The 20,040-nt window shown below is 63.4% G+C and carries 18 protein-coding genes and 1 other RNA gene; 1 reads left to right on the forward strand and 18 read right to left on the reverse strand.

Translation table 11 applies throughout. The features are described 5' to 3' along the window. Positions 1–9 precede the first annotated feature (9 nt). Complete coding sequence (locus tag AC2CGW_RS04275) at positions 10–465, forward strand: DUF721 domain-containing protein (RefSeq protein ID WP_186668033.1); 456 nt, start codon at positions 10–12, stop codon at positions 463–465. A 106-nt stretch (positions 466–571) separates the two neighbouring features. On the opposite strand, the gene lpxC is transcribed toward AC2CGW_RS04275, so the two are convergent. The 18 genes from lpxC to rsmI all read right to left on the reverse strand — a co-directional run bounded on the left by lpxC (position 572) and on the right by rsmI (position 19,987). Beyond that, on the reverse strand, positions 572–1,483 hold the full coding sequence (gene lpxC, locus AC2CGW_RS04280; RefSeq protein ID WP_054894014.1) for a UDP-3-O-acyl-N-acetylglucosamine deacetylase: 912 nt from the start codon (positions 1,481–1,483) through the stop codon (positions 572–574). A gap of 112 nt (positions 1,484–1,595) precedes the next feature. Beyond that, positions 1,596–2,792, reverse strand: coding sequence for a cell division protein FtsZ (ftsZ, locus tag AC2CGW_RS04285; protein ID WP_054894013.1), 1,197 nt, complete (start codon positions 2,790–2,792; stop codon positions 1,596–1,598). Positions 2,793–2,847: 55 nt separating this feature from the next. Continuing rightward, positions 2,848–4,104 (reverse strand): cell division protein FtsA, encoded by a 1,257-nt coding sequence (ftsA, locus tag AC2CGW_RS04290; protein ID WP_054894012.1) that lies wholly within the window; start codon positions 4,102–4,104, stop codon positions 2,848–2,850. A 14-nt stretch (positions 4,105–4,118) separates the two neighbouring features. Beyond that, on the reverse strand, positions 4,119–4,988 hold the full coding sequence (locus AC2CGW_RS04295) for a cell division protein FtsQ/DivIB (RefSeq protein WP_186668035.1): 870 nt from the start codon (positions 4,986–4,988) through the stop codon (positions 4,119–4,121). Between the two features lie 5 nt (positions 4,989–4,993). Continuing rightward, positions 4,994–5,950, reverse strand: coding sequence for a D-alanine--D-alanine ligase (locus AC2CGW_RS04300; RefSeq protein WP_186668037.1), 957 nt, complete (start codon positions 5,948–5,950; stop codon positions 4,994–4,996). Next, the gene (gene murC / locus AC2CGW_RS04305; protein WP_054894009.1) at positions 5,947–7,401 is read right to left on the reverse strand and encodes a UDP-N-acetylmuramate--L-alanine ligase; all 1,455 of its coding nucleotides are present in this window, start codon (positions 7,399–7,401) and stop codon (positions 5,947–5,949) included. Before murC ends, AC2CGW_RS04300 begins: the two co-directional genes overlap by 4 nt. Beyond that, positions 7,394–8,473 carry an undecaprenyldiphospho-muramoylpentapeptide beta-N-acetylglucosaminyltransferase gene (gene murG / locus AC2CGW_RS04310; protein ID WP_186718770.1) on the reverse strand — a complete coding sequence of 360 codons (1,080 nt, stop codon included), beginning with the start codon at positions 8,471–8,473 and terminating at the stop codon, positions 7,394–7,396. Before murG ends, murC begins: the two co-directional genes overlap by 8 nt. Then, on the reverse strand, positions 8,463–9,677 hold the full coding sequence (gene ftsW / locus AC2CGW_RS04315) for a putative lipid II flippase FtsW (protein ID WP_189657504.1): 1,215 nt from the start codon (positions 9,675–9,677) through the stop codon (positions 8,463–8,465). Before ftsW ends, murG begins: the two co-directional genes overlap by 11 nt. After that, entirely contained in the window at positions 9,674–11,020 is a 1,347-nt protein-coding gene (gene murD / locus AC2CGW_RS04320; protein WP_186718769.1) for a UDP-N-acetylmuramoyl-L-alanine--D-glutamate ligase, read from the reverse strand. Before murD ends, ftsW begins: the two co-directional genes overlap by 4 nt. 6 nt (positions 11,021–11,026) lie before the next feature. Beyond that, positions 11,027–12,109, reverse strand: a complete 1,083-nt coding sequence (gene mraY, locus AC2CGW_RS04325) for a phospho-N-acetylmuramoyl-pentapeptide-transferase (protein ID WP_054894005.1) — start codon at positions 12,107–12,109, stop codon at positions 11,027–11,029. After that, entirely contained in the window at positions 12,109–13,476 is a 1,368-nt protein-coding gene (locus tag AC2CGW_RS04330; RefSeq protein WP_484573577.1) for a UDP-N-acetylmuramoyl-tripeptide--D-alanyl-D-alanine ligase, read from the reverse strand. The genes mraY and AC2CGW_RS04330 overlap by 1 nt, the downstream gene beginning before the upstream one ends. Next, positions 13,469–14,956, reverse strand: a complete 1,488-nt coding sequence (locus tag AC2CGW_RS04335; protein WP_186668050.1) for a UDP-N-acetylmuramoyl-L-alanyl-D-glutamate--2,6-diaminopimelate ligase — start codon at positions 14,954–14,956, stop codon at positions 13,469–13,471. The genes AC2CGW_RS04330 and AC2CGW_RS04335 overlap by 8 nt, the downstream gene beginning before the upstream one ends. Then, a complete protein-coding gene (locus AC2CGW_RS04340; protein ID WP_186719096.1) occupies positions 14,956–16,686 on the reverse strand; it encodes a peptidoglycan D,D-transpeptidase FtsI family protein in 1,731 nt (576 codons plus the stop codon). The genes AC2CGW_RS04335 and AC2CGW_RS04340 overlap by 1 nt, the downstream gene beginning before the upstream one ends. Further along, positions 16,686–16,979 carry a cell division protein FtsL gene (ftsL, locus tag AC2CGW_RS04345; protein ID WP_054894001.1) on the reverse strand — a complete coding sequence of 98 codons (294 nt, stop codon included), beginning with the start codon at positions 16,977–16,979 and terminating at the stop codon, positions 16,686–16,688. Before ftsL ends, AC2CGW_RS04340 begins: the two co-directional genes overlap by 1 nt. Then, a complete protein-coding gene (gene rsmH, locus AC2CGW_RS04350) occupies positions 16,976–17,923 on the reverse strand; it encodes a 16S rRNA (cytosine(1402)-N(4))-methyltransferase RsmH (RefSeq protein WP_411383188.1) in 948 nt (315 codons plus the stop codon). Before rsmH ends, ftsL begins: the two co-directional genes overlap by 4 nt. After that, positions 17,920–18,375 carry a division/cell wall cluster transcriptional repressor MraZ gene (gene mraZ, locus AC2CGW_RS04355; RefSeq protein WP_004575120.1) on the reverse strand — a complete coding sequence of 152 codons (456 nt, stop codon included), beginning with the start codon at positions 18,373–18,375 and terminating at the stop codon, positions 17,920–17,922. Before mraZ ends, rsmH begins: the two co-directional genes overlap by 4 nt. Positions 18,376–18,684: 309 nt before the next feature. Beyond that, an RNA gene (rnpB, locus tag AC2CGW_RS04360) (RNase P RNA component class A) lies at positions 18,685–19,044 on the reverse strand. A gap of 67 nt (positions 19,045–19,111) precedes the next feature. After that, on the reverse strand, positions 19,112–19,987 hold the full coding sequence (rsmI, locus tag AC2CGW_RS04365) for a 16S rRNA (cytidine(1402)-2'-O)-methyltransferase (protein ID WP_484573578.1): 876 nt from the start codon (positions 19,985–19,987) through the stop codon (positions 19,112–19,114). Positions 19,988–20,040 lie beyond the last annotated feature (53 nt).

The raw sequence follows: 20,040 nt of genomic DNA on the forward strand, positions 1-20,040 counted from the left end.
CGTACTCAGATGGCCTACAAACCCCCTTCCGCCCAGCCACCCGCCGCCTTGCTGCGCCAGGCCAGGCCGCTGCGCCTGCTGCTCAACCAGGCCGAGCGCCTCGAGCATCTGCAGCGTTTGCTGGAAAGCCAGTTGCAGCCCGCTGCCCGGGCACACTGTCATGTGGCCTCCTGGCGCGATGGCTGTTTGCTCCTGGTGGTGACCGACGGCCATTGGGCCACCCGTCTGCGCTACCAGCAGAAGCGCCTGCTGACCACGCTGCGCGCCATGGACGCCTTCGCCAACCTGCAGCGCATCAGATTCCAGGTGCAACCACCCGTCGGCGCCCCCGCCCGCCCGACACAGACCACCGAGTTGTCGCAACAGGCGGCACAAAGCCTGCGCGAGACAGCGCAAGGCATTGGTGACGAAAAACTGCGGGCCGCGCTGGAGCGGCTTGCTGCACACGCCCACGACAAGACCTGAAGTTCCCGGCGCTATTTCCGAAAGTGCCAAACACTGCTCTGCCATGGGCGCGCCAATAAAAAAGGCCACCCGAAGGTGGCCTCAATGAACTAGAGAGTGTTCGAACTTACACGGCCGCAACAGGGCGCATGTAGGAGATCGGTGCCGTACTGGCATCTTCGAAAGTGACCACTTCCCAGGCGTCCGTTTCCGCGATCAGCTTGCGCAGCAACTGGTTGTTCAGCGCGTGTCCGGACTTGTAGCCCTTGAACTCGCCGATCAGGCTGTTGCCCAGCAGATAGAGGTCGCCGATGGCGTCGAGGATCTTGTGCTTGACGAATTCGTCATCGGAGCGAAGTCCGTCTTCGTTGAGCACACCGGTCTCGTCGACCACGATGGCGTTCTCGACACTGCCGCCCAACGCAAGGTTGTGCTTGCGCAGGTACTCGATGTCACGCATGAAACCGAAGGTGCGTGCTCGGCTGACTTCCTTCACGAACGACGTGCTGGAGAAATCAACCACTGCACTCTGGGTCTGGCCCTTGAGGACCGGATGATCGAAGTCGATCTCGAAGCTCACCTTGAACCCGTCGAAAGGCAGGAAGGTGGCGCGCTTGTCGCCCTCCTCCACGCTCACTTCGCGCAGGATGCGGATGAACTTTTTCGCGGCGTCCTGTTCTTCCAGGCCGGCGGACTGAATCAGGAATACAAAGGGTCCGGCGCTGCCATCCATGATCGGCACTTCCGAGGCGGAGAGCTCGACGTAGGCGTTATCGATGCCCAGGCCCGCCATGGCGGAGAGCAGGTGCTCTACCGTATCGACCTTGACGTCACCGTTGACCAGCGTCGTCGACATGGTTGTCTCGCCGACGTTGGCCGCACGCGCCGGGATTTCGACCACAGGGTCGAGGTCGGCGCGGCGGAAAACGATGCCGGTATCCACGGGTGCTGGCTTGAGAGTCAGGTAGACCTTCTCTCCGGAATGCAGGCCGACACCTGTGGCACGAATGGTATTCTTCAGGGTGCGTTGTCTAATCATGGCATTGGCCGCTTTAGCGCTAATTGCGAATTGGTATCAACAAAGGCTGAGAATGATAGCAGACCCGGCCTTTGCTGAACACCAATCACCCTTATACCCCTGATAAATTCCATCAATCGGCCTGGCGACGCAGGAAGGCCGGGATGTCAAGGTAGTCCAGATCGTCCTGTGGGTTGAGTTTAGCCGCGGCCGCAGCGCCTGCATGCGCCTGGTTGCGCATCACGGTCGGACGCTCCAGGTCACGGTAGTTCACCGCCGACTGCTCCTGGCGAACCGGGGCCGGATTGGAGGACTCGTACACCTGCTGTGCGGTCTGCAGGGTATTGTCGACGACCTTGACCGGCTTCTCGATGCGCGCACCCAGGCCAGTGGCAACCACGGTGACGTGCAGCTCGTCGCGCATGTCAGGATCGATCACGGTGCCGACCTTGACCATTGCGTGGTCGGAGGCGAAGGCCTCGATGATGCTACCCACATCGGAGTACTCACCCAGCGACAGGTCAGGACCTGCGGTGATGTTTACCAGAATACCGCGGGCACCCTGCAGGTTGACGTCTTCGAGCAGCGGGTTGCGAATCGCCGCTTCGGTGGCTTCGCGAGCGCGGTTCGGACCGCTGGCGCAGCCAGTGCCCATCATCGCCATGCCCATCTCGCCCATCACGGTGCGTACGTCGGCGAAGTCGACGTTGATCATGCCCGGACGCTTGATGATGTCGGAGATACCGCGCACGGCGCCAGCCAGCACGTCGTCGGCCTTGGCGAAGGCAGACAGCAGGCTTGCATCCTTGCCCAGGATGGTCAGCAGCTTCTCGTTGGGGATGGTGATCAGCGAGTCGACGCTTTCAGCCAGCATGCGGATGCCTTCGTCGGCGATCTGCATGCGCTTGCGACCCTCGAACGGGAACGGACGGGTCACCACCGCAACGGTGAGGATGCCCATTTCCTTGGCCACTTCGGCGATGATCGGCGCAGCACCGGTACCGGTACCGCCGCCCATGCCGGTGGTGATGAACACCATGTTGGTGCCTTGCAGCACTTCGGCGATGCGCTCACGGTCTTCCAGCGCGGCCTGACGACCGACTTCCGGATTGGCACCGGCACCCAGGCCCTTGGTCACACCGGTCCCCAGTTGCAGGATGGTGCGTGCGCCAATGTTCTTCAGCGCCTGGGCATCGGTGTTGGCGCAGATGAATTCCACACCTTCGATGCTGCTTTTGACCATGTGGTTGACGGCGTTGCCACCACCACCACCGACACCGATCACTTTGATGACCGGGCTTTGCGGGACGTTGTCTACGAGCTCGAACATTTTCCCTCTCCTTACAGTTCTCTAGTTTTTGCGCCTACCACTACTGCTTTGAAACTTAGAAGTTGCCTTGGACCCAGCGCTTGAAGCGCTCAAGCACCGGGGCCTTAGGTTCATCGCCATAGCTGTTGCTGCTGCTGTTGCCGGTCAGGGGCAGGTCCTCGGTCTGCTTTTGCAGGCCGTAGGTGAGCAGTCCCACGCCGGTTGAATAGATCGGGTTGCGCACCACGTCGCTCAGCCCCCGAACGCTGTGCGGCACGCCGAGGCGTACCGGCATGTGGAAGATTTCTTCGGCCAGTTCCACCGCGCCTTCCATCTTCGAAGTACCGCCGGTAAGGACGATGCCGGCCGGCACCAGGTCCTCGTAGCCGCTGCGACGCAACTCGGCCTGGATCAGGGTGAAGAGTTCGTCGTAACGCGGCTCGACCACTTCTGCCAGGGCCTGGCGCGACAGTTCGCGCGGCGGACGATCGCCGACACTCGGCACCTTGATGGTCTCGCCGGCACCGGCCAGCTTGGCCAGGGCGCAGGCGTAGCGGATCTTGATTTCCTCGGCGTACTGCGTGGGCGTGCGCAGGGCCATGGCGATGTCGTTGGTGACCTGGTCGCCAGCAATCGGGATCACCGCGGTGTGGCGGATCGCGCCTTCGGTGAAGATGGCGATGTCGGTGGTGCCGCCGCCGATATCCACCAGGCACACGCCCAGTTCTTTCTCGTCATCGGTCAACACCGAGTAAGCCGAGGCCAGTTGTTCGAGAATGATGTCGTCAATCTCGAGGCCGCAGCGGCGCACGCACTTCTCGATGTTCTGGGCGGCGTTGACCGCGCAGGTGACCACATGGACTTTCGCCTCCAGACGCACGCCAGACATGCCCAGTGGCTCACGCACACCTTCCTGATTGTCGATCACGTAGTCCTGCGGCAGGGTGTGCAGCACGCGCTGGTCGGCCGGGATGGCCACGGCCTGGGCGGCGTCGAGCACGCGCTCGAGGTCGGCGACGCTGACCTCACGGTCGCGGATGGCGACGATGCCATGGGAGTTCAGGCTGCGAATGTGGTTGCCGGCAACACCGACGAACGCCGAGTGGATACGGCAGCCGGCCATCAGCTGCGCTTCTTCCACCGCGCGCTGGATCGACTGCACGGTCGACTCGATATTCACCACCACGCCTTTCTTCAGGCCGCGGGAGGGATGCGTCCCGATCCCGACGATCTCCAGGGTGCCGTCCGCCGCCACTTCGCCCACCAGCGCCACCACCTTGGAGGTGCCAATGTCCAGCCCGACGATCATTTTGCCGCTATGCGCGTTTGCCATGGTCCTGCCTCTCTCTAATTCTTCGCAACGGCGGGTTGGGCCGTCGTCGGTGCATTCGGTTCCCGCCAGCCAACCGCTAATCCGTTGGCGTATCGCAGATCGATGCGGGCGATGTTGGTGATCTGCTCTTTGAGTGTCTTGTCGTAAATGGCAATGAACCGGCGCATCTTCTCCACCAGATGATCGCGCCCCAACAGCAGCTCGACGCCAGGACCGGCGCTACCCGCGCCAGTGGTCAGGAACCAGCTGCCTCGCTCGCGCAGCTCCAGGCGAGCGATGGAGAAGCCCATGGGGCGCAGCATCTGGCTCAATACCTGATACTGCTGCATGACTTGTTGCTGAGCGCGCTGCGGCCCGAACAGCTGCGGCAAATGCTCATAGTTGGCCAGCTCGCGCGGGGTGAACGCCTGGCCCTGGTTGTTGAGCAAGGCCTCATCGCCCCAGCGCGCGACCGGCAGTTGTTCCTCGAGGCGGATCACCACCTCGTCCGGCCATACCCGACGCACTTCGGCGTGGGCGATCCATGGCATCTGCTCGAGCTCCGCACGCATCGCCGGCAGGTCGACACTGAAGAAGCTCGCGGCGACATAAGGCGCGATACGCTGCTGCACCGCCTGCTGGCTGATGTAGCTCAGATCACCCTGCACGGCGATCTTGGTGATCGGCCGGTCGGCGTAAGGCATCAAGCGGATCGCGCCTTCATAGGCACCGAAGCCGGCAGCGACCAGCAGCACCGGCCACAGCAGGCGTTTCAACCCACCGAAACTGGGTCGTGGCAGGCGCGCCGATACGGGCTCGTCGGCCACCAGTCGGCTGGCACCACGTGGCACCGGCTTGCTACGGCCGGTAACGGGTTGCTGCTGACGTATCATCGCGCCTTGCATGGCTCTTAACCTCGCGTCGCTACGCTTTCGGCCAGGATCGCCAGCACCAGTTGCTGGAAGTCCAGACCGGCCGCGCGGGCCGCCATGGGCACCAGGCTATGATCAGTCATGCCAGGTGCGGTGTTGACTTCGAGCAGCCAGAACCGGCCCTGCTCGTCCTGCATTACATCCAGACGGCCCCAGCCCTCGATGCCGATGGCATCGCAGGCGCGTGCAGTCAGGTCCATCAGTTCCTGTTCCTTGCCGGCGTCCAGGCCGCAGGGAATGCGGTACTGGGTGTCGTTGGCGATGTACTTGGCGTCGTAGTCGTAGAACACGTGCGGCGTACCCAGTGCGATCGGTGGCAGCACCTGCCCGCGCAGCACCGCAATGGTGAACTCCGGGCCATGGATCCACTGCTCGACCAGCACCTGCGAGTCGTAGCGGGCGGCGTCCTGCCAGGCGGCAACAAGCTCTTCGACACTGTTCACCTTGGCCATGCCGATGCTGGAACCTTCATGGGCCGGTTTGACGATCAGCGGGAAGCCCAGTTCCTTGCCAGCCTCGACACAGTCGCTTTCGCTGGCCAGCACGGCGTGACGCGGGGTCGGGATACCCAGGCTCTGCCACACCTGCTTGGTGCGCAGCTTGTCCATGGCCAGTGCCGAGGCAAGGATGCCGCTGCCGGTGTAGGGAATGCCCAGGCACTCGAGCAAGCCTTGCATGCTGCCGTCTTCACCACCGCGGCCGTGAAGAATGATGAAGGCACGGTCGATCTTCTCGCTTTGCAGGCGCGCGAGCAGATCGTCGCCCACATCGATGGCAACCACATCCACACCGGCCGAGGTCAGCGCCTCGATCACCGCCGCACCCGACTTGAGCGAAACCTCGCGCTCGGCGCTCTTGCCGCCATAGAGCACGGCGACGCGGCCGAAGGCCTTGACGTCGAGCGTGGAGTGCAGTTTGTCGTAGGCGGTACTCACAGCGGTTTCTCCTGCTTGGCGACAGCGCCAGCGAACAGCGGGCTTTTCATCAGTTGCGGGGCCAGGCCACCCACATCGCCGGCACCCTGGCAGATCAGGATGTCACCGGCGCGCAGCAGCGGCTTAACCAGTGGCGCAAGCTCAGCGCCACGTTCGATGTAGATCGGGTCCAGCTTGCCGCGCTGGCGGATGCTGTGGCACAGCTGGCGGCTGTCGGCGCCGGGGATCGGCTCCTCTCCGGCCGGATAGACTTCCATCAGCAGCAGCACGTTGGCATCACCCAGCACCTGCACGAAGTCGTCGTAAAGATCGCGGGTGCGGCTGTAGCGGTGCGGCTGGTAGACGATGACCAGGCGCCGGCTCGGCCAACCACCGCGCACGGCCTTGATCACCGCCGCCACTTCGGTGGGGTGATGGCCATAGTCGTCGACCAGCATCACGCTGCCGCCTTCGACTGGCAGCTCGCCATACACCTGGAAGCGTCGCCCCACACCCTGGAAGCCCGACAGCCCCTGGATGATGGCATCGTCACTGATGCCCTCGTCGGTGGCGATGGCGATGGTGGCCAGGGCGTTGAGCACGTTGTGGTTGCCCGGCATGTTCACCGACACTTCCAGCGGCTCGCAGTCGCGACGCAGCACGGTGAAATGCGTCTGCATGCCCTGCTGGCGCACATTGATGGCGCGGATGTCGGCCTCTTCGCTGAAGCCATAGGTGACGGTGGGGCGCTTGACCTGAGGCAGGATCTCGCGCACGACCGGATCGTCCAGGCACATCACGGCCAGCCCGTAGAACGGCAGGTTATGCAGGAACTCGACGAAGGTCTTCTTCAGCTTGTTGAAGTCACCTTCGTAGGTTGCCATGTGGTCGGCGTCGATATTGGTGACGACGGCGACCATCGGCTGCAGGTGCAGGAAGCTGGCATCGCTTTCATCGGCTTCGGCGATCAGGTAGCGGCTGGTACCGAGCTGGGCGTTGGTGCCAGCGGCGGTCAGACGGCCACCGATGACGAAGGTCGGATCCAGGCCGCCGGCAGCGAACACCGAGGCCAGCAGGCTGGTGGTGGTGGTCTTGCCGTGGGTACCGGCGACGGCGATGCCGTGGCGGTAGCGCATCAGCTCGGCCAGCATTTCGGCACGCGGCACCACCGGGATACGGCGCTCGAGCGCGGTGGCAACTTCAGGGTTGGCCGGATTGATTGCGCTGGAAACCACCAGTACATCGGCGGTGGCAGCGTTCTCGGCACGGTGACCCACGAAAATTTCGGCGCCGAACGACTCCAGGCGCTGGGTGACCGGCGAGGCCTTGAGGTCGGAACCGGACACTTCGTAGCCCAGGTTCAGCAGCACTTCGGCGATACCGCACATGCCCACGCCGCCGATACCGACGAAGTGAATGCGACGAATGCGGCCCATCTTGGGCTGCGGCATGGCTTTCTGGCTTTCAACCATGGGCCACCTCCAGGCAGATATCGACCACGGTGCTGGTTGCAGCAGGCTTGGCCAGGCGACGTGCAGTGCCGGCCATGGTGTTGAGTTTCTCGGGTTGCATCAGCACCTCGTTCAGGCGTTCAGCGAGCTGCGCTGCGCCAGTTGTCGCTTGTGGCATCAGGAAGGCAGCACCTTCGCGAGCCAGATATTGCGCGTTGTGGGTCTGGTGATCGTCGATCGCGTGGGGCAAGGGCACCAGCATCGAGGGCAGGCCCGCCGCCGCGAGTTCGCTGACGGTCAGGGCGCCGGCCCGGCACACCACCATGTCGGCCCAGCCATAAGCGTGGGCCATGTCTTTGATGAAAGGCTCTACCTGAGCCTCGATCCCGGCCTCGCGATAACGCTCGGCGGTGATCGACGCATGTTGCTTGCCAGCCTGGTGGAACACCTCTGGACGCAGGTCTGCAGTCACTTCGGACAGGGCCTTAGGCAGCAATTTGTTCAATGGTTCCGCACCGAGGCTGCCGCCGAGCACCAGAAGGCGCGCACGACGCTCGGCAAGTGCCGCACGGGGCGCTTCCAGGAACAGTTCCGGGCGCACCGGGTTACCGGTAGTCCGACGTTTTTCGCTGGCAGCGAAGGTGTCGGGGAAAGCTTCGCAGACTCGTGCGGCCAGTGGCACCAGCAGCCGATTGGCGGTACCCGCGCGGGCATTCTGTTCGTGAATCACCAGCGGCACACCGCACAGCCGCGCGGCAACACCGCCAGGGCCTGTGACATAGCCGCCAAAGCCCAGCACGCACACCGGCTTGAGCTCACGAATGATGCGCCGCGCCTGCAGCACGGCCTTGACCAGGGTGAACGGCGCCTTGAGCAGCGACAGCTTGCCCTTGCCACGCAGCCCGCTGACCTGGATCAGGTGCAGCGGCAAGCCGGCCTGGGGCACCAGTTCGTTCTCGATACCCCGTGGCGTACCCAGCCAATGCACGCTGTAGCCGCGCGCCTGGAATTCGCGGGCGCAGGCCAGGGCCGGGAACACATGCCCCCCGGTGCCACCGGCCATGATCAGTACGTTCTTGCCATCAGCGGCCATGACTGGTCTCCTCGGCAAAATCGCTCTCTTTGAACTCGTGTTCCTCGCTGCCCAGGTGCGTTCGACTCTCCCACTCGATACGCAGCAACAGCCCCACACAGGCGCAGCAGATCACCAGCGAGCTGCCCCCGTAGCTGAGGAATGGCAGCGTCAGCCCCTTGGTCGGCAGCAGGCCCACGTTCACACCAATGTTGATCAGGAACTGGCCGATCCACAGGAAGGCCAGGCCGAAGGCCATGTAGGCGGCGAAGAACTGCTTGGCCTTCTCGGCCCACAGGCCGATGTACAAGGCACGGATGGTGACGAACACGAACAGTGCCACGGTGCACAGCGAGCCAACCACGCCAAGCTCTTCGGCCAGCACCGAGAACACGAAGTCGGTGTGCGCCTCGGGCAGATAGAACTGTTTCTGTACGCTGTTGCCCAGGCCGACGCCCAGCCACTCGCCACGACCGAAGGCAATCAGTGCCTGGGTCAGCTGGTAGCCCGAACCGAACTGGTCGGACCAGGGGTCGGTGAAGGTGATCAAGCGCGCCATCCGGTAGGGTTGCGCCTGAACCAGAATGAACACCGCGACCACCGCCAGCACCACCATCAGCGAGAAGCGGAACAGCCCCACCCCACCGAGGAACAGCATGGCCGCCGCAGCGCCCATCATCACCACGGTGGCGCCGAAGTCAGGCTCCATCAGCAGCAGGCCGGCCATGGGCAGCAAAACGATGAACGGCTTGAAGAAGCCCATCCAGCTCTCGCGCACCTCGGTCTGACGACGCACCAGGTAACCTGCGAGGTAGATGACCACGAAGACCTTGGCGATTTCCGACGGCTGGACGTTGAAGAAGCTGAAGCCAATCCAGCGCATCGAACCGTTCACCTCCCGGCCGATGCCTGGTACCAGCACCAGCACCAGCAGGCCGAAGGCGCCGATCAGCATGAGGAAGCCCATGCGCTGCCAGGTGGCGATCGGCACCATCATGGTCAGGCCGCAGGCACCCAGCCCCAGGGCGACGTACACCAGGTGGCGGATCATGTGGTAAAGCGGGTTGCCCGACTGCACCGCGGCGACTTCCGAGGAGGCCGAGGTGATCATCACCAGGCCCAGGCCAAGCAGGGCCAGGCAGCCCGCCAGCAGCGGGAAGTCCAGGTCGATGCCACGACCGCTGATCAGCGGCGAGGGATAGGGCTTGAGGATACCGAAGATCATGCCAGCCCCTCCGCCGCCTGGGCGAACAGCCGCCCGCGCTCTTCAAAATTCTTGAACATGTCGAGGCTGGCGCAGGCCGGCGACAGCAGCACCGCGTCACCTGGCTGGGCGAGCTCGGCGCAGCGCTGCACGGCTTCGTCCAGGGTCTTGACCCGCACCAGCGGCACGCTGTCGCCGAAGGTCTCGGCCAGGCGCTCGGCGTCACGCCCCAGCAACACCACGGCGCGGCAATGCTTGCCCACCGGCTCGCGCAGAGCAGAGAAGTCCGCCCCCTTGCCGTCACCGCCAGCGATCAGGACCAGCTTGCCATCGATATCGGCGCCCAGGCCCTCGATGGCGGCCAGTGCCGCACCGACGTTGGTGGCCTTGGAATCGTCGTACCAGTTCACGCCATTACGCTCGCGGATCCACTGGCAGCGATGGACAAGGCCCTTGAACTCGCGCAGGGCTTCGAGCATCGGCTCGAACGGCAGACCGGCGGCATGGCCCAGGGCCAGGGCGGCCAGGGCATTGCTCTGGTTGTGCGCACCGCGGATCTTCAGATCGCGCACGGGCATCAGGGTGCGGAACTCGAATGCCAGGTGTTTCTCGCCCGCAACATCACGCAGGCCGAAGGCCTTGAAGTCGGGGGTGTTGAGGCCGAAGGTCCAGCATGGAATGCCCTCGACCGGCAGCGGCCGGCTCAGGGCATCCTGACGGTTCACCACCACTTGGCGCGCACCCCGGAAGATGCGGTGCTTGGCCAGGTGATAGGCCGGCAGGCCACTGTAGCGATCCATGTGGTCTTCGCTGATATTCAGTACGGTCGCCACTTCGGCGTTGAGCTGGTCGGTGGTCTCCAGCTGGAAGCTCGACAGCTCCATCACATACAACTCGACTGCATCGTCGAGCAGGTCCAGCGCCGGCGTACCGAGGTTGCCACCGACAGCGACGCGCTTGCCGGCCTTGGCAGCCATCTCGCCGACCAGGGTGGTCACGGTGCTCTTGGCGTTGGAGCCGCTGATCGCGATGATCGGCGCCTTGGCATGGCGGGCGAACAGTTCGATGTCACCGGAGAGCTTCACGCCTCGTGCGGCGGCCTGCTGCAACGCCGGGGTAGCCAGTGCCAGGCCGGGGCTGACGTAAAGCTCGTTGGCGCGGCACAGGAAGTCCACATCCAGTTCACCACAGCGCACTTCCACCTGCGGGTATTCACGGCGCAGGGTCTCCAGTTCCGGCGGTTGCTCGCGGGTATCGGCGACCGCAAAGGCGATGCCCCGGTTCGCCAGGAAGCGAACCAGGGACATGCCGCTCTTGCCGAGGCCGACAACGATGCGGAATTGGTCGGAAGCGATCAGTGACACGCTCGTTTACCTCAGTTTCAGGGTGGCAAGGCCGATCAGCACCAGAATCACGGTGATGATCCAGAATCGGACGATCACCCGCGGCTCGGGCCAACCCTTGAGTTCGAAATGGTGGTGAATCGGCGCCATGCGAAACACGCGCTTGCCGGTCAACTTGAACGAGGCCACCTGGATCACCACCGAAAGGGTTTCCACCACGAAGATGCCGCCCATGATGAACAGCACGATTTCCTGGCGGACGATCACGGCGATGGTGCCCAGCGCGGCGCCCAGTGCCAGGGCACCGACGTCACCCATGAAGACTTGCGCCGGGTAGGTGTTGAACCAGAGGAAGCCCAGGCCTGCGCCGATCAGCGCACCGCAGAACACGATCAGCTCGCCCGAGCCCGGTACATAAGGGATCAGCAGGTATTCGGCGAACTTCACGTTGCCCGACAGATAGCAGAAAATACCGAGCGCACCGCCCACCATCACCGTCGGCATGATCGCCAGGCCGTCGAGGCCGTCGGTCAGGTTGACCGCGTTGCTCGAGCCGACGATGACGAAGTAGGTCAGCACGACGAAGCCGACGCCCAGTGGGATGGTGAAGTCCTTGAGGAACGGCACGATCAGCGTGGTTTCGACGCTGGTCGGTGCAGTCATGTAGAGGAAGACCGCAGCCCCGAGGCCAAATACCGACTGCCAGAAATACTTCCAGCGGCTCGGCAGGCCGCGGGAGTTCTTCTCGATCACCTTGCGGTAGTCGTCGACCCAGCCGATGGCGCCGAACAGCAGGGTGACGATCAGCACCACCCAGACATAGCGATTGGTCAGGTCGGCCCACAGCAAGGTGCTGATGGCGATAGCGGACAGGATCAGCGCACCGCCCATGGTCGGGGTGCCGGACTTGGACAGGTGCGATTGCGGGCCGTCGTTACGCACGGCCTGACCGATCTGGCGAATCTGCAGGGTACGAATCATCCAGGGCCCCAGCCACAGTGCCAGGGACAACGCCGTCAACACACCCAGGATCCCGCGCAGGGACAGGTACTGGAAGACCGCGAAGCCCTTGTAGAACTGTTGCAGATACTCAGCCAACAGCAGCAGCATTAATGTTTCTCCCCGCTGGCACCACACAGAGCAGCCACGACGTTTTCCATCGCAGCGCTGCGCGAGCCCTTGATCAAGATAGTGGTATCGCTGACGCTCTCGGCACGAACGGCGTCGATCAGCTCAGCTTGAGTAGCGAAATGGCGGCCATTGGCGCCGAACGCCTGGACCGCATGAACCATGTTGGTGCCCGTCGCGTACAAGGCATCGACCTTGCCGCGCGCATGGTCGCCCACCTGACGGTGGCCTTCCTCGGCCCATTGCCCCAGTTCGCCGATATCCCCGAGCACCAGGACGGTGCGTCCGGAAAAGCCGGCGAGTATATCAATGGCGGCACACATCGAGGTGGGATTTGCGTTGTAGGTGTCGTCGATCACCCGCGCACCGCTGGGCGCGATCTGCGCCACGGAACGGCCCTTGACCGGCTGCACTGCGGCCAGGCCGGCAACGATACCCGGCAGGCTCACGCCCACGGCATGTGCGGCAGCAGTGGCGGCCAGGGCGTTGCTGACGTTATGCGTACCGAGCAGGTTCAACTGTACCGGCGCACTGCCGCTCGGACCGTGCAGGGTGAACGAAGGGCAGCCGCGCGCGTCGCGACCGATGTCGCTGGCATGGAAGTCGGCCTTCTCGTTGGTCAGGGCGAAGCTCAGCACCTGGTGCGCACCGGCGCGCTTGCGCCAGATGTCAAAGGCCTTGTCGTCGAGATTGAGCACGGCGATACCGCCCTCGCCCAAGCCCTCGAGAATCTCGCCCTTGGCCTCGACGATCTTCTCCGGGCCGCCGAACTCACCCACGTGGGCGGTGCCAGCGTTGTTGAGGATGACGACTTGCGGCTGAGTGAGACCAACGGTGTAGCGAATCTCGCCGATGCGCGAAGCGCCCAGCTCGATCACCGCAGCGCTGTGTTCGGGCGCGATCTCCAGCAACGTCAGTGGCGCGCCGAGGTCGTTGTTCAGGTTGCCACGGGTGGCATGCACAAGACCGCGGGTACGCAGGATGGAAGCCAGCATCTCCTTGACCGTGGTCTTGCCGCTGGAGCCTGTGATGGCGACCACCGGCTTGTCGAAGGCGGCGCGATTGAGCGCGCCCAACTGGCCCAGCGCCACACGACAATCGGCAACCAGCAGTTGCGGCAGGTCGACATCGGCGATTTCGCGCTCGACCAACGCGGCCACGGCCCCCTTGGCCTTCACATCGGCAAGGTAGTCGTGACCATCGAAACGCGGGCCGGTCAGTGCAATGAACAGTTGCCCCGCAGCCACGCTGCGGCTGTCGATGCTGACACCGTTGAAGGTGGCGTCGGCACCGACCAGACGAGCACTCAGTGCTGTAGTCAGCTGGCTGAGTGTCATGGGCTTAATCATGTGGAGCCCCCCAGGCTGAAAGTGCCTTCTCGGCTTCGACCAGATCGGAGAAATCAAGGCGCTCGCCATTGATCTCCTGGTAATCCTCGTGCCCCTTGCCGGCCAGCACGATCACATCGTCGGCGGCAGCGGTGGCGATCAGGTGTGCGATGGCCTGGCCGCGACCGGCGACGAACTCGGCGTCGGCAGCCTTGGCGAAACCTGGGCGAATGTCATCGAAGATCCGCAGCGGATCCTCGGTACGTGGGTTGTCGTCGGTGACCAGTACGCGGTCGGCCAGACGCTCGGCCACCTCGGCCATCAGCGGACGCTTGCCGCGATCGCGATCCCCGCCGCAGCCGAACAGGCACAGCAGCTTGCCGTGGGCGTGCGGGCGCAGGGCTTCGAGCACCTTCTCCAGTGCGTCGGGGGTGTGGGCGTAGTCGACCACCACCAGCGGCTTGGCACCACCACCCAGGCGCTGCATGCGACCGACAGGCCCCTGCAGTTGCGGGGTGACTTTCAGTATTTCGTCCAGCGAGTAATCCAGCGCCAGCAACGTGGCTACGGCGGCCAGCATGTTGCTCAGGTTGAAGCGCCCGAGCAGTTGGCTGCGCAGTGTGCGTTCGCCTTGAGCGGTGACGATGATGGCGCGCACGCCATCATCGTCGAAGTGGGCTTCGCGGCAGAACAGCGAGGCGTCCGGGTTTTCCAGGCTATAGCTGAGCATCCGGGTCTCGATATGATCGGCACTCGGGCGGCGGGCAAAGTCTTCGGCCAGACGACGACCAAAGGCATCGTCCAGGTTGACCACCTGGCAGCGCAGGCTCGGCCATGCGAACAGCTTGGCCTTGGCGGCCTCGTAGGCCTCCATGCTGCCGTGGTAGTCCAGGTGATCGCGCGACAGGTTGGTCATCACCGCGATATCGAAGGCCAGCGCCGCCACGCGTCCCTGCTCCAGGGCGTGGGAAGACACTTCCATCGCCACGGCCTTGGCACCGCCCTTCTTGAGGTCGTTGAGCGTGGCTTGCACGGCAATCGGGTCCGGCGTGGTCAGGCGGCCGCTCTGCAAGTCACCGAAGAAACCGGTGCCCAAGGTGCCGATCAGACCGCAGCGCTGGCCCAACTGGTCGAGGGCCTGGGCGAGCAATTGCGTCACGCTGGTCTTGCCGTTGGTGCCGGTCACGCCGACCAGGTTGAGCTGGCGGCTCGGCTCGCCATAGAAACGGCCGGCGATGGCCGACAGTTGCGCGATCAGGCCCTTGACCGGAATCAGCGGCACGTCGGTGAGCGGCAGCACCGTGGCGCCCTGCTCTTCATAGGCAATGGCGGCAGCACCGCGGGCAAGCGCGTCGGCGATGTGGTCGCGGCCATCGACCTTGGCACCCGGCACCGCCAGGAACAGATCACCCGGCCGCACCTGGCGGCTGTCGAGTGTCAGCTCGCGAATCAACGGATCGCGGCTGGCATGGGCGAAAAGCTTGCTCAATGGCATTGTCATCAACCACGCCCTCCCTTGGCGGGTACTGCACTGGCCTGCTGCACGTTCGCGGGCGGCAGGTTATCCGGCGGCACGTTCATCAGCCGCAGAGTGCCGGACATGACCTTGCTGAACACCGGCGCCGAGACCAGACCACCGAAGTAACCGCCTTTGCCCGGCTCGTCGATGACCACGACGATGGCGTAGCGCGGGTCGCTCATCGGGCCGAAACCGGCAAACAGCGAACGGTAGGCGTTTTCGGTGTATCCCTTGGAGCCGACCGTGGCCTTGCGCGCGGTGCCCGACTTGCCGGCAACGTGGTAGAACGGCACCTGGGCGCGGAACACACCGCGCGGCGCCTCGATCACCTGCTGCAACATGCCCTGGATGGTCTTGGCGGTTTCCTTCGGAATGGCTTGCACGGCTTCCGGCGCCTTGTCGACCTTGAGAATCGACAGCGGCACCATCTTGCCGTCGTTGGCCAGCGCGGCGTAGGCGTGAACCAACTGCAGGGCGGTGACCGATACGCCGTATCCATAGGAGAGCGTGGCTGTCTCGGCCTTGCGCCACTCACGATGGTTGGGCAGGTTGCCCACGCGCTCACCCGGGAAGCCCAGGCCGGTGTACTGCCCCAGGCCAACCTGCGACATCACCCGATAGATGGCTTCGCCGCCGATATCGAAGGCGATCTTGCTCATGCCGACGTTACTGGAGTTGATCAGGATGCCGGTCAGGTCGAGGATCGGGCCCTCGCTCCTGGACACGTCCTTGATCGTGTAGCGACCAATCTGCAGGCTGCCCGGATACACCTCGACCTTGTCGGTGGGTTTCCAGCGCCCGCTCTGCAGCGCCGCACTCATGGAAATCGGCTTGACCGTGGAACCTGGCTCGAACACATCGATGATCGCCCGGTTACGCATGGCTGCCGGGAACATGCTGCGGCGGTTGTTGGGGTTGTACGTTGGCTGGTTGACCATCGCCAGGACCTCGCCGGTCTTGACGTCCATGATCACCAGGCTGCCGGCCTTGGCATCCTGCTCGGCGATGGCATTGCGCAGCTCGCGAGTCGCCAGGTACTGCAGGCGCAGGTCTATCGACAACGCCAAGGTCTTACCGGCCTTGGCGTTCTTGGTGACTTGAATATCCTTGATCAGGCGACCGCGCCGGTCCTTGATCACCTGACGTTTGCCGGGCACCCCGGCCAGCCATTCGTCATAGGCGAGCTCGACACCTTCACGACCGTGGTCGTCCAGGTCGGTAAAGCCGACCATGTGCGCCGTGACATCGCCTGCCGGATAGAAGCGGCGGAATTCTTCGAGGCCATAGACGCCGGGCACTTTAAGGTCGAGTACCTGCTGGCCCTGCTCGGGCGTGAGGCCGCGAACCAGGTAGATGAATTCCTTGTTGGCCTGCTGGGTGAGGCGCTCGATCAGTTGCTGCGGGTTCTGCCCCAGCACAGCGGCCAGTTGCGGCCAACGGTCCTTGGACGCCTGCATCTCCTTGGGGTTGGCCCAGAGCGTGGTGACCGGCGTACTGACGGCCAGAGGCTCGCCATTGCGGTCGGTAATCAGGCCACGGTGTGCAGGAATCGGGATATGGCGCAGGCTGCGAGCATCGCCCTGCCCCTTGAGGAAGTCTCGGTCGACCACCTGCAGGTCGATGATCCGCCAGCTGATCGCGCCGACCATCAACGCCAGCAGGCCTACGACGACCCGGAAGCGCCAGGGGTAGAGTGCACCCTCGAGCTTCATCATGGCGTCACCATCCGCACTTCGTCAGCGTTGGGTACGCGCATCTTCAACTGGCCGGCAGCCAGGTTTTCGATACGGCTGTGGGCAGTCCAGGTGCTCTGCTCGAGAATCAGGCGCCCCCACTCAGCCTGGGCCTTGTCGCGCTCGCTCAGCTCGTTGTAGAGCGTGTTGAGCAACTGGCGGTTCCAGTGAGCGCTGTAGGAGACAGCGATGGCCGACACCAGCACGCCAACGAACAGCAGAAGCATCAGGAAGCTTCCGCCTGGCAATGGCTTGGCGAACAGGCGACTCACCGCAGCTTCTCCGCCACGCGCATGACGGCGCTGCGCGCACGCGGGTTGGCCTTGAGTTCTGCATCGGAGGCGAACTGCGCCTTGCCGATCAGCTTGATACGAGGCTCGAAGGCCTTGTGCTGCACCGGCAGGTTGCGTGGCAGGTTATCCGCTTCGCCCTTGACCAGCTTGCGCATGAACAGTTTGACGATGCGGTCTTCCAGCGAGTGGAAGCTGATCACCGCCAGGCGGCCGCCGACTTCCAGCGCCTCGAGCGCGGCATCCAGGCCGGCCTCCAGATCGCCCAGTTCGTTATTGACGTGAATGCGCAGCCCCTGGAAAGCGCGAGTCGCCGGATTCTTGCCCTTCTCCCAAGCAGGGTTGGCGACCTTGAGCACTTCGGCCAGGTCGGCGGTACGGGTGAACGGCTGCTTCTCGCGACGCTCGACCACCGCACGCGCCATGCGACCGGCAAAACGCTCCTCGCCGTACTCCTTGAACACGCGGGCTATTTCTTCGACGGGCGCGGTGGCGATGAACTCGGCGGCGCTGATGCCCTGGCCCGGATTCATGCGCATGTCCAGCGGGCCATCGTTGAGGAAACTGAAGCCGCGCTCAGGATCGTCCAGCTGCGGCGAGGAGACACCCAGGTCGAGCAGGATACCGCTGACCTTGCCGTCCAGCCCGCGCGCACGCACTTCATCACCCAGTTCGGCGAAGCTGCGCTGCACAATGACAAAGCGGCCGTCTTCGGCCGCCAGCGCTTGCCCCGTGGCAATCGCCTGTGGATCTTTGTCGAAGCCCAGCAGCCGCCCTTGCGGCCCGAGCTTGCTGAGAATGAGACGACTGTGCCCACCGCGACCAAAGGTCCCGTCCAGATAGCAACCGTCGGCGCGCAGGGCCAATGCCTCGACAGCTTCGTCGAGCAATACGGTGATGTGGTTGAAGCCGCTATCTATCGTCACAGGATCAGGTCACGCAGTTCATCGGGCATGGCGCCCGGTTGTTGAATAGCTGCGAGGTCGGCTGCCGAAACCGCGTTCCAGGCATCCTCATCCCACAGCTGGAATTTGTTCAGTTGCCCCACCAGCATCGCCTTCTTGTCGAGCTTGGCGTACTCACGCAAACGGGGCGGAACCAGGAAACGACCACTGCCATCGAGCTCCAGGTCCACCGCATTACCGATCAGCAAACGCTGCAGGCGGCGGTTTTCCTCACGCAGCGACGGCAAGGCACGCAACTTGGCTTCTATCTGCTCCCACTCATCGAGGGGATAAACACACAAGCAGGGGTCAACAGCGTCGATGGTCACGATAAGTTGACCATTGCAACGCGAATCGAGCTCGTCACGGTACCGGCTCGGCATGGCGAGACGGCCCTTTGCATCGAGGCTGACGGCGTTGGCTCCGCGGAACACGGCTGCGATTCCCCACAATGGTAACTTTTTTGTGCCAGAAAACCCACTTCATCCCACTTTCTGCCACTTGCGCACACTATAGGAATCCGTCCGCCACACCGTCAAGGCGCGTTCATAGGGAAAACCCTTACAGGACCGAGATTTAGCGCAACAAAGGAAGGAGGAAGGACTACCGGAAGAAAAAATTGGCGGAAAAAATCAAGCGCACTCAAACGGATAGAGTGTGAAGTTAAAGTGAATTATCAAGAGTAAGAACTTTTCGGCATTACCAGGAAGGATCTGCTATCGATTCAAGCAGGAAGAGAGGGGGTGGAGAGTCGATCTGTAAGCCGGGTTTTGTCGAGGACAGTCATTCCTCTACGACGGCCATCACTGGACGCCTCTAGCAACCTACCCGGTTCCGACGCGGGCCACGCCGTATGGAACCCTATTTGGTCTTGCTCCGAGTGGGGTTTACCTAGCCACGAACTGTTGCCAGCCGTGCGGTGCGCTCTTACCGCACCTTTTCACCCTTACCGGCACCGAAGTGCTTAGGCGGTTATTTTCTGTGGCACTTTCCGTAGGCTCGCGCCTCCCAGGCGTTACCTGGCACTCTGCCCTGCGGAGCCCGGACTTTCCTCCCCCTGATTTTGCGGAACAAAAACAGGCAGCGACTGTCCGATCGACTCTCCGCCGACAAGGGTAACGGCAGGCGCGATCAAGAACAAGCAATACCGCAAATAATATCATTACGCCATTAATGGCTTTTCTGTTTATCCAGCGCTGCTTGATAAAGAAGATTCTTACGCACCCCGGTAATTTCCGCCGCCAATGCTGCCGCCCGCTTGAGCGGTAATTCTGCCAGCAACAGATCCAATACACGCATGGCGTCGCTACTGATCGCCTGGTCGTCTTGCGGCGCACTCCAGCCCGCCACCAGCACCACGCACTCACCACGCTGCTGATTGGCGTCAGTTGCGACAAAGGCGCGCAACTCGGCCAGCGGCAAGCCCTTGAGCGTCTCGAACGTCTTGGTCAGCTCTCGCGCCAGTACAGCCGGGCGCTCACCGCCGAATACCGCCTCCATGTCTTCCAGGCACTCAAGGATACGATGCGGCGCTTCATAGAAGATCAAGGTCCGAGGTTCTTCCTTGACCTGCTCCAGACGCGCACGGCGCCCGACAGCCTTCGCCGGCAGGAAGCCTTCGAAAATGAAGCGATCAGAGGGCAGCCCCGCCGCCGATAGCGCAGCGATCAGCGCGCACGCCCCTGGCACCGGCACCACCTTCACCCCGGCAGCCCGCGCCTGGCGCACCAGGTGATAGCCCGGATCGGAAATCAGCGGCGTGCCGGCGTCGGACACCAGCGCCACATCGTCACCCGCCAGCAAGCGCGTAATGAAGCGACTGCCTTCGTCGCGCTCGTTGTGCTCATGGCAGGCCGCCAGCGGCGTCTCGATGCCGAAATGCTGCAGCAGACGCACCGAGTGGCGGGTATCCTCGGCGGCGATCAGCGCCACGCCGGCCAGCACCTTGAGTGCCCGGGCGCTCATGTCGTCGAGGTTGCCGATGGGCGTCGCAACGACGTAAAGCGTACCCGCTATGGATTTTGGAACCCCTGCAACATCAGTCACTGCACACACCTGCCTTGCCGATCAAAGGCGCCATTGTAGCCCGAGCGCCCGCA

Source organism: Pseudomonas sp. SYWMCR5 (assembly GCF_057197165.1).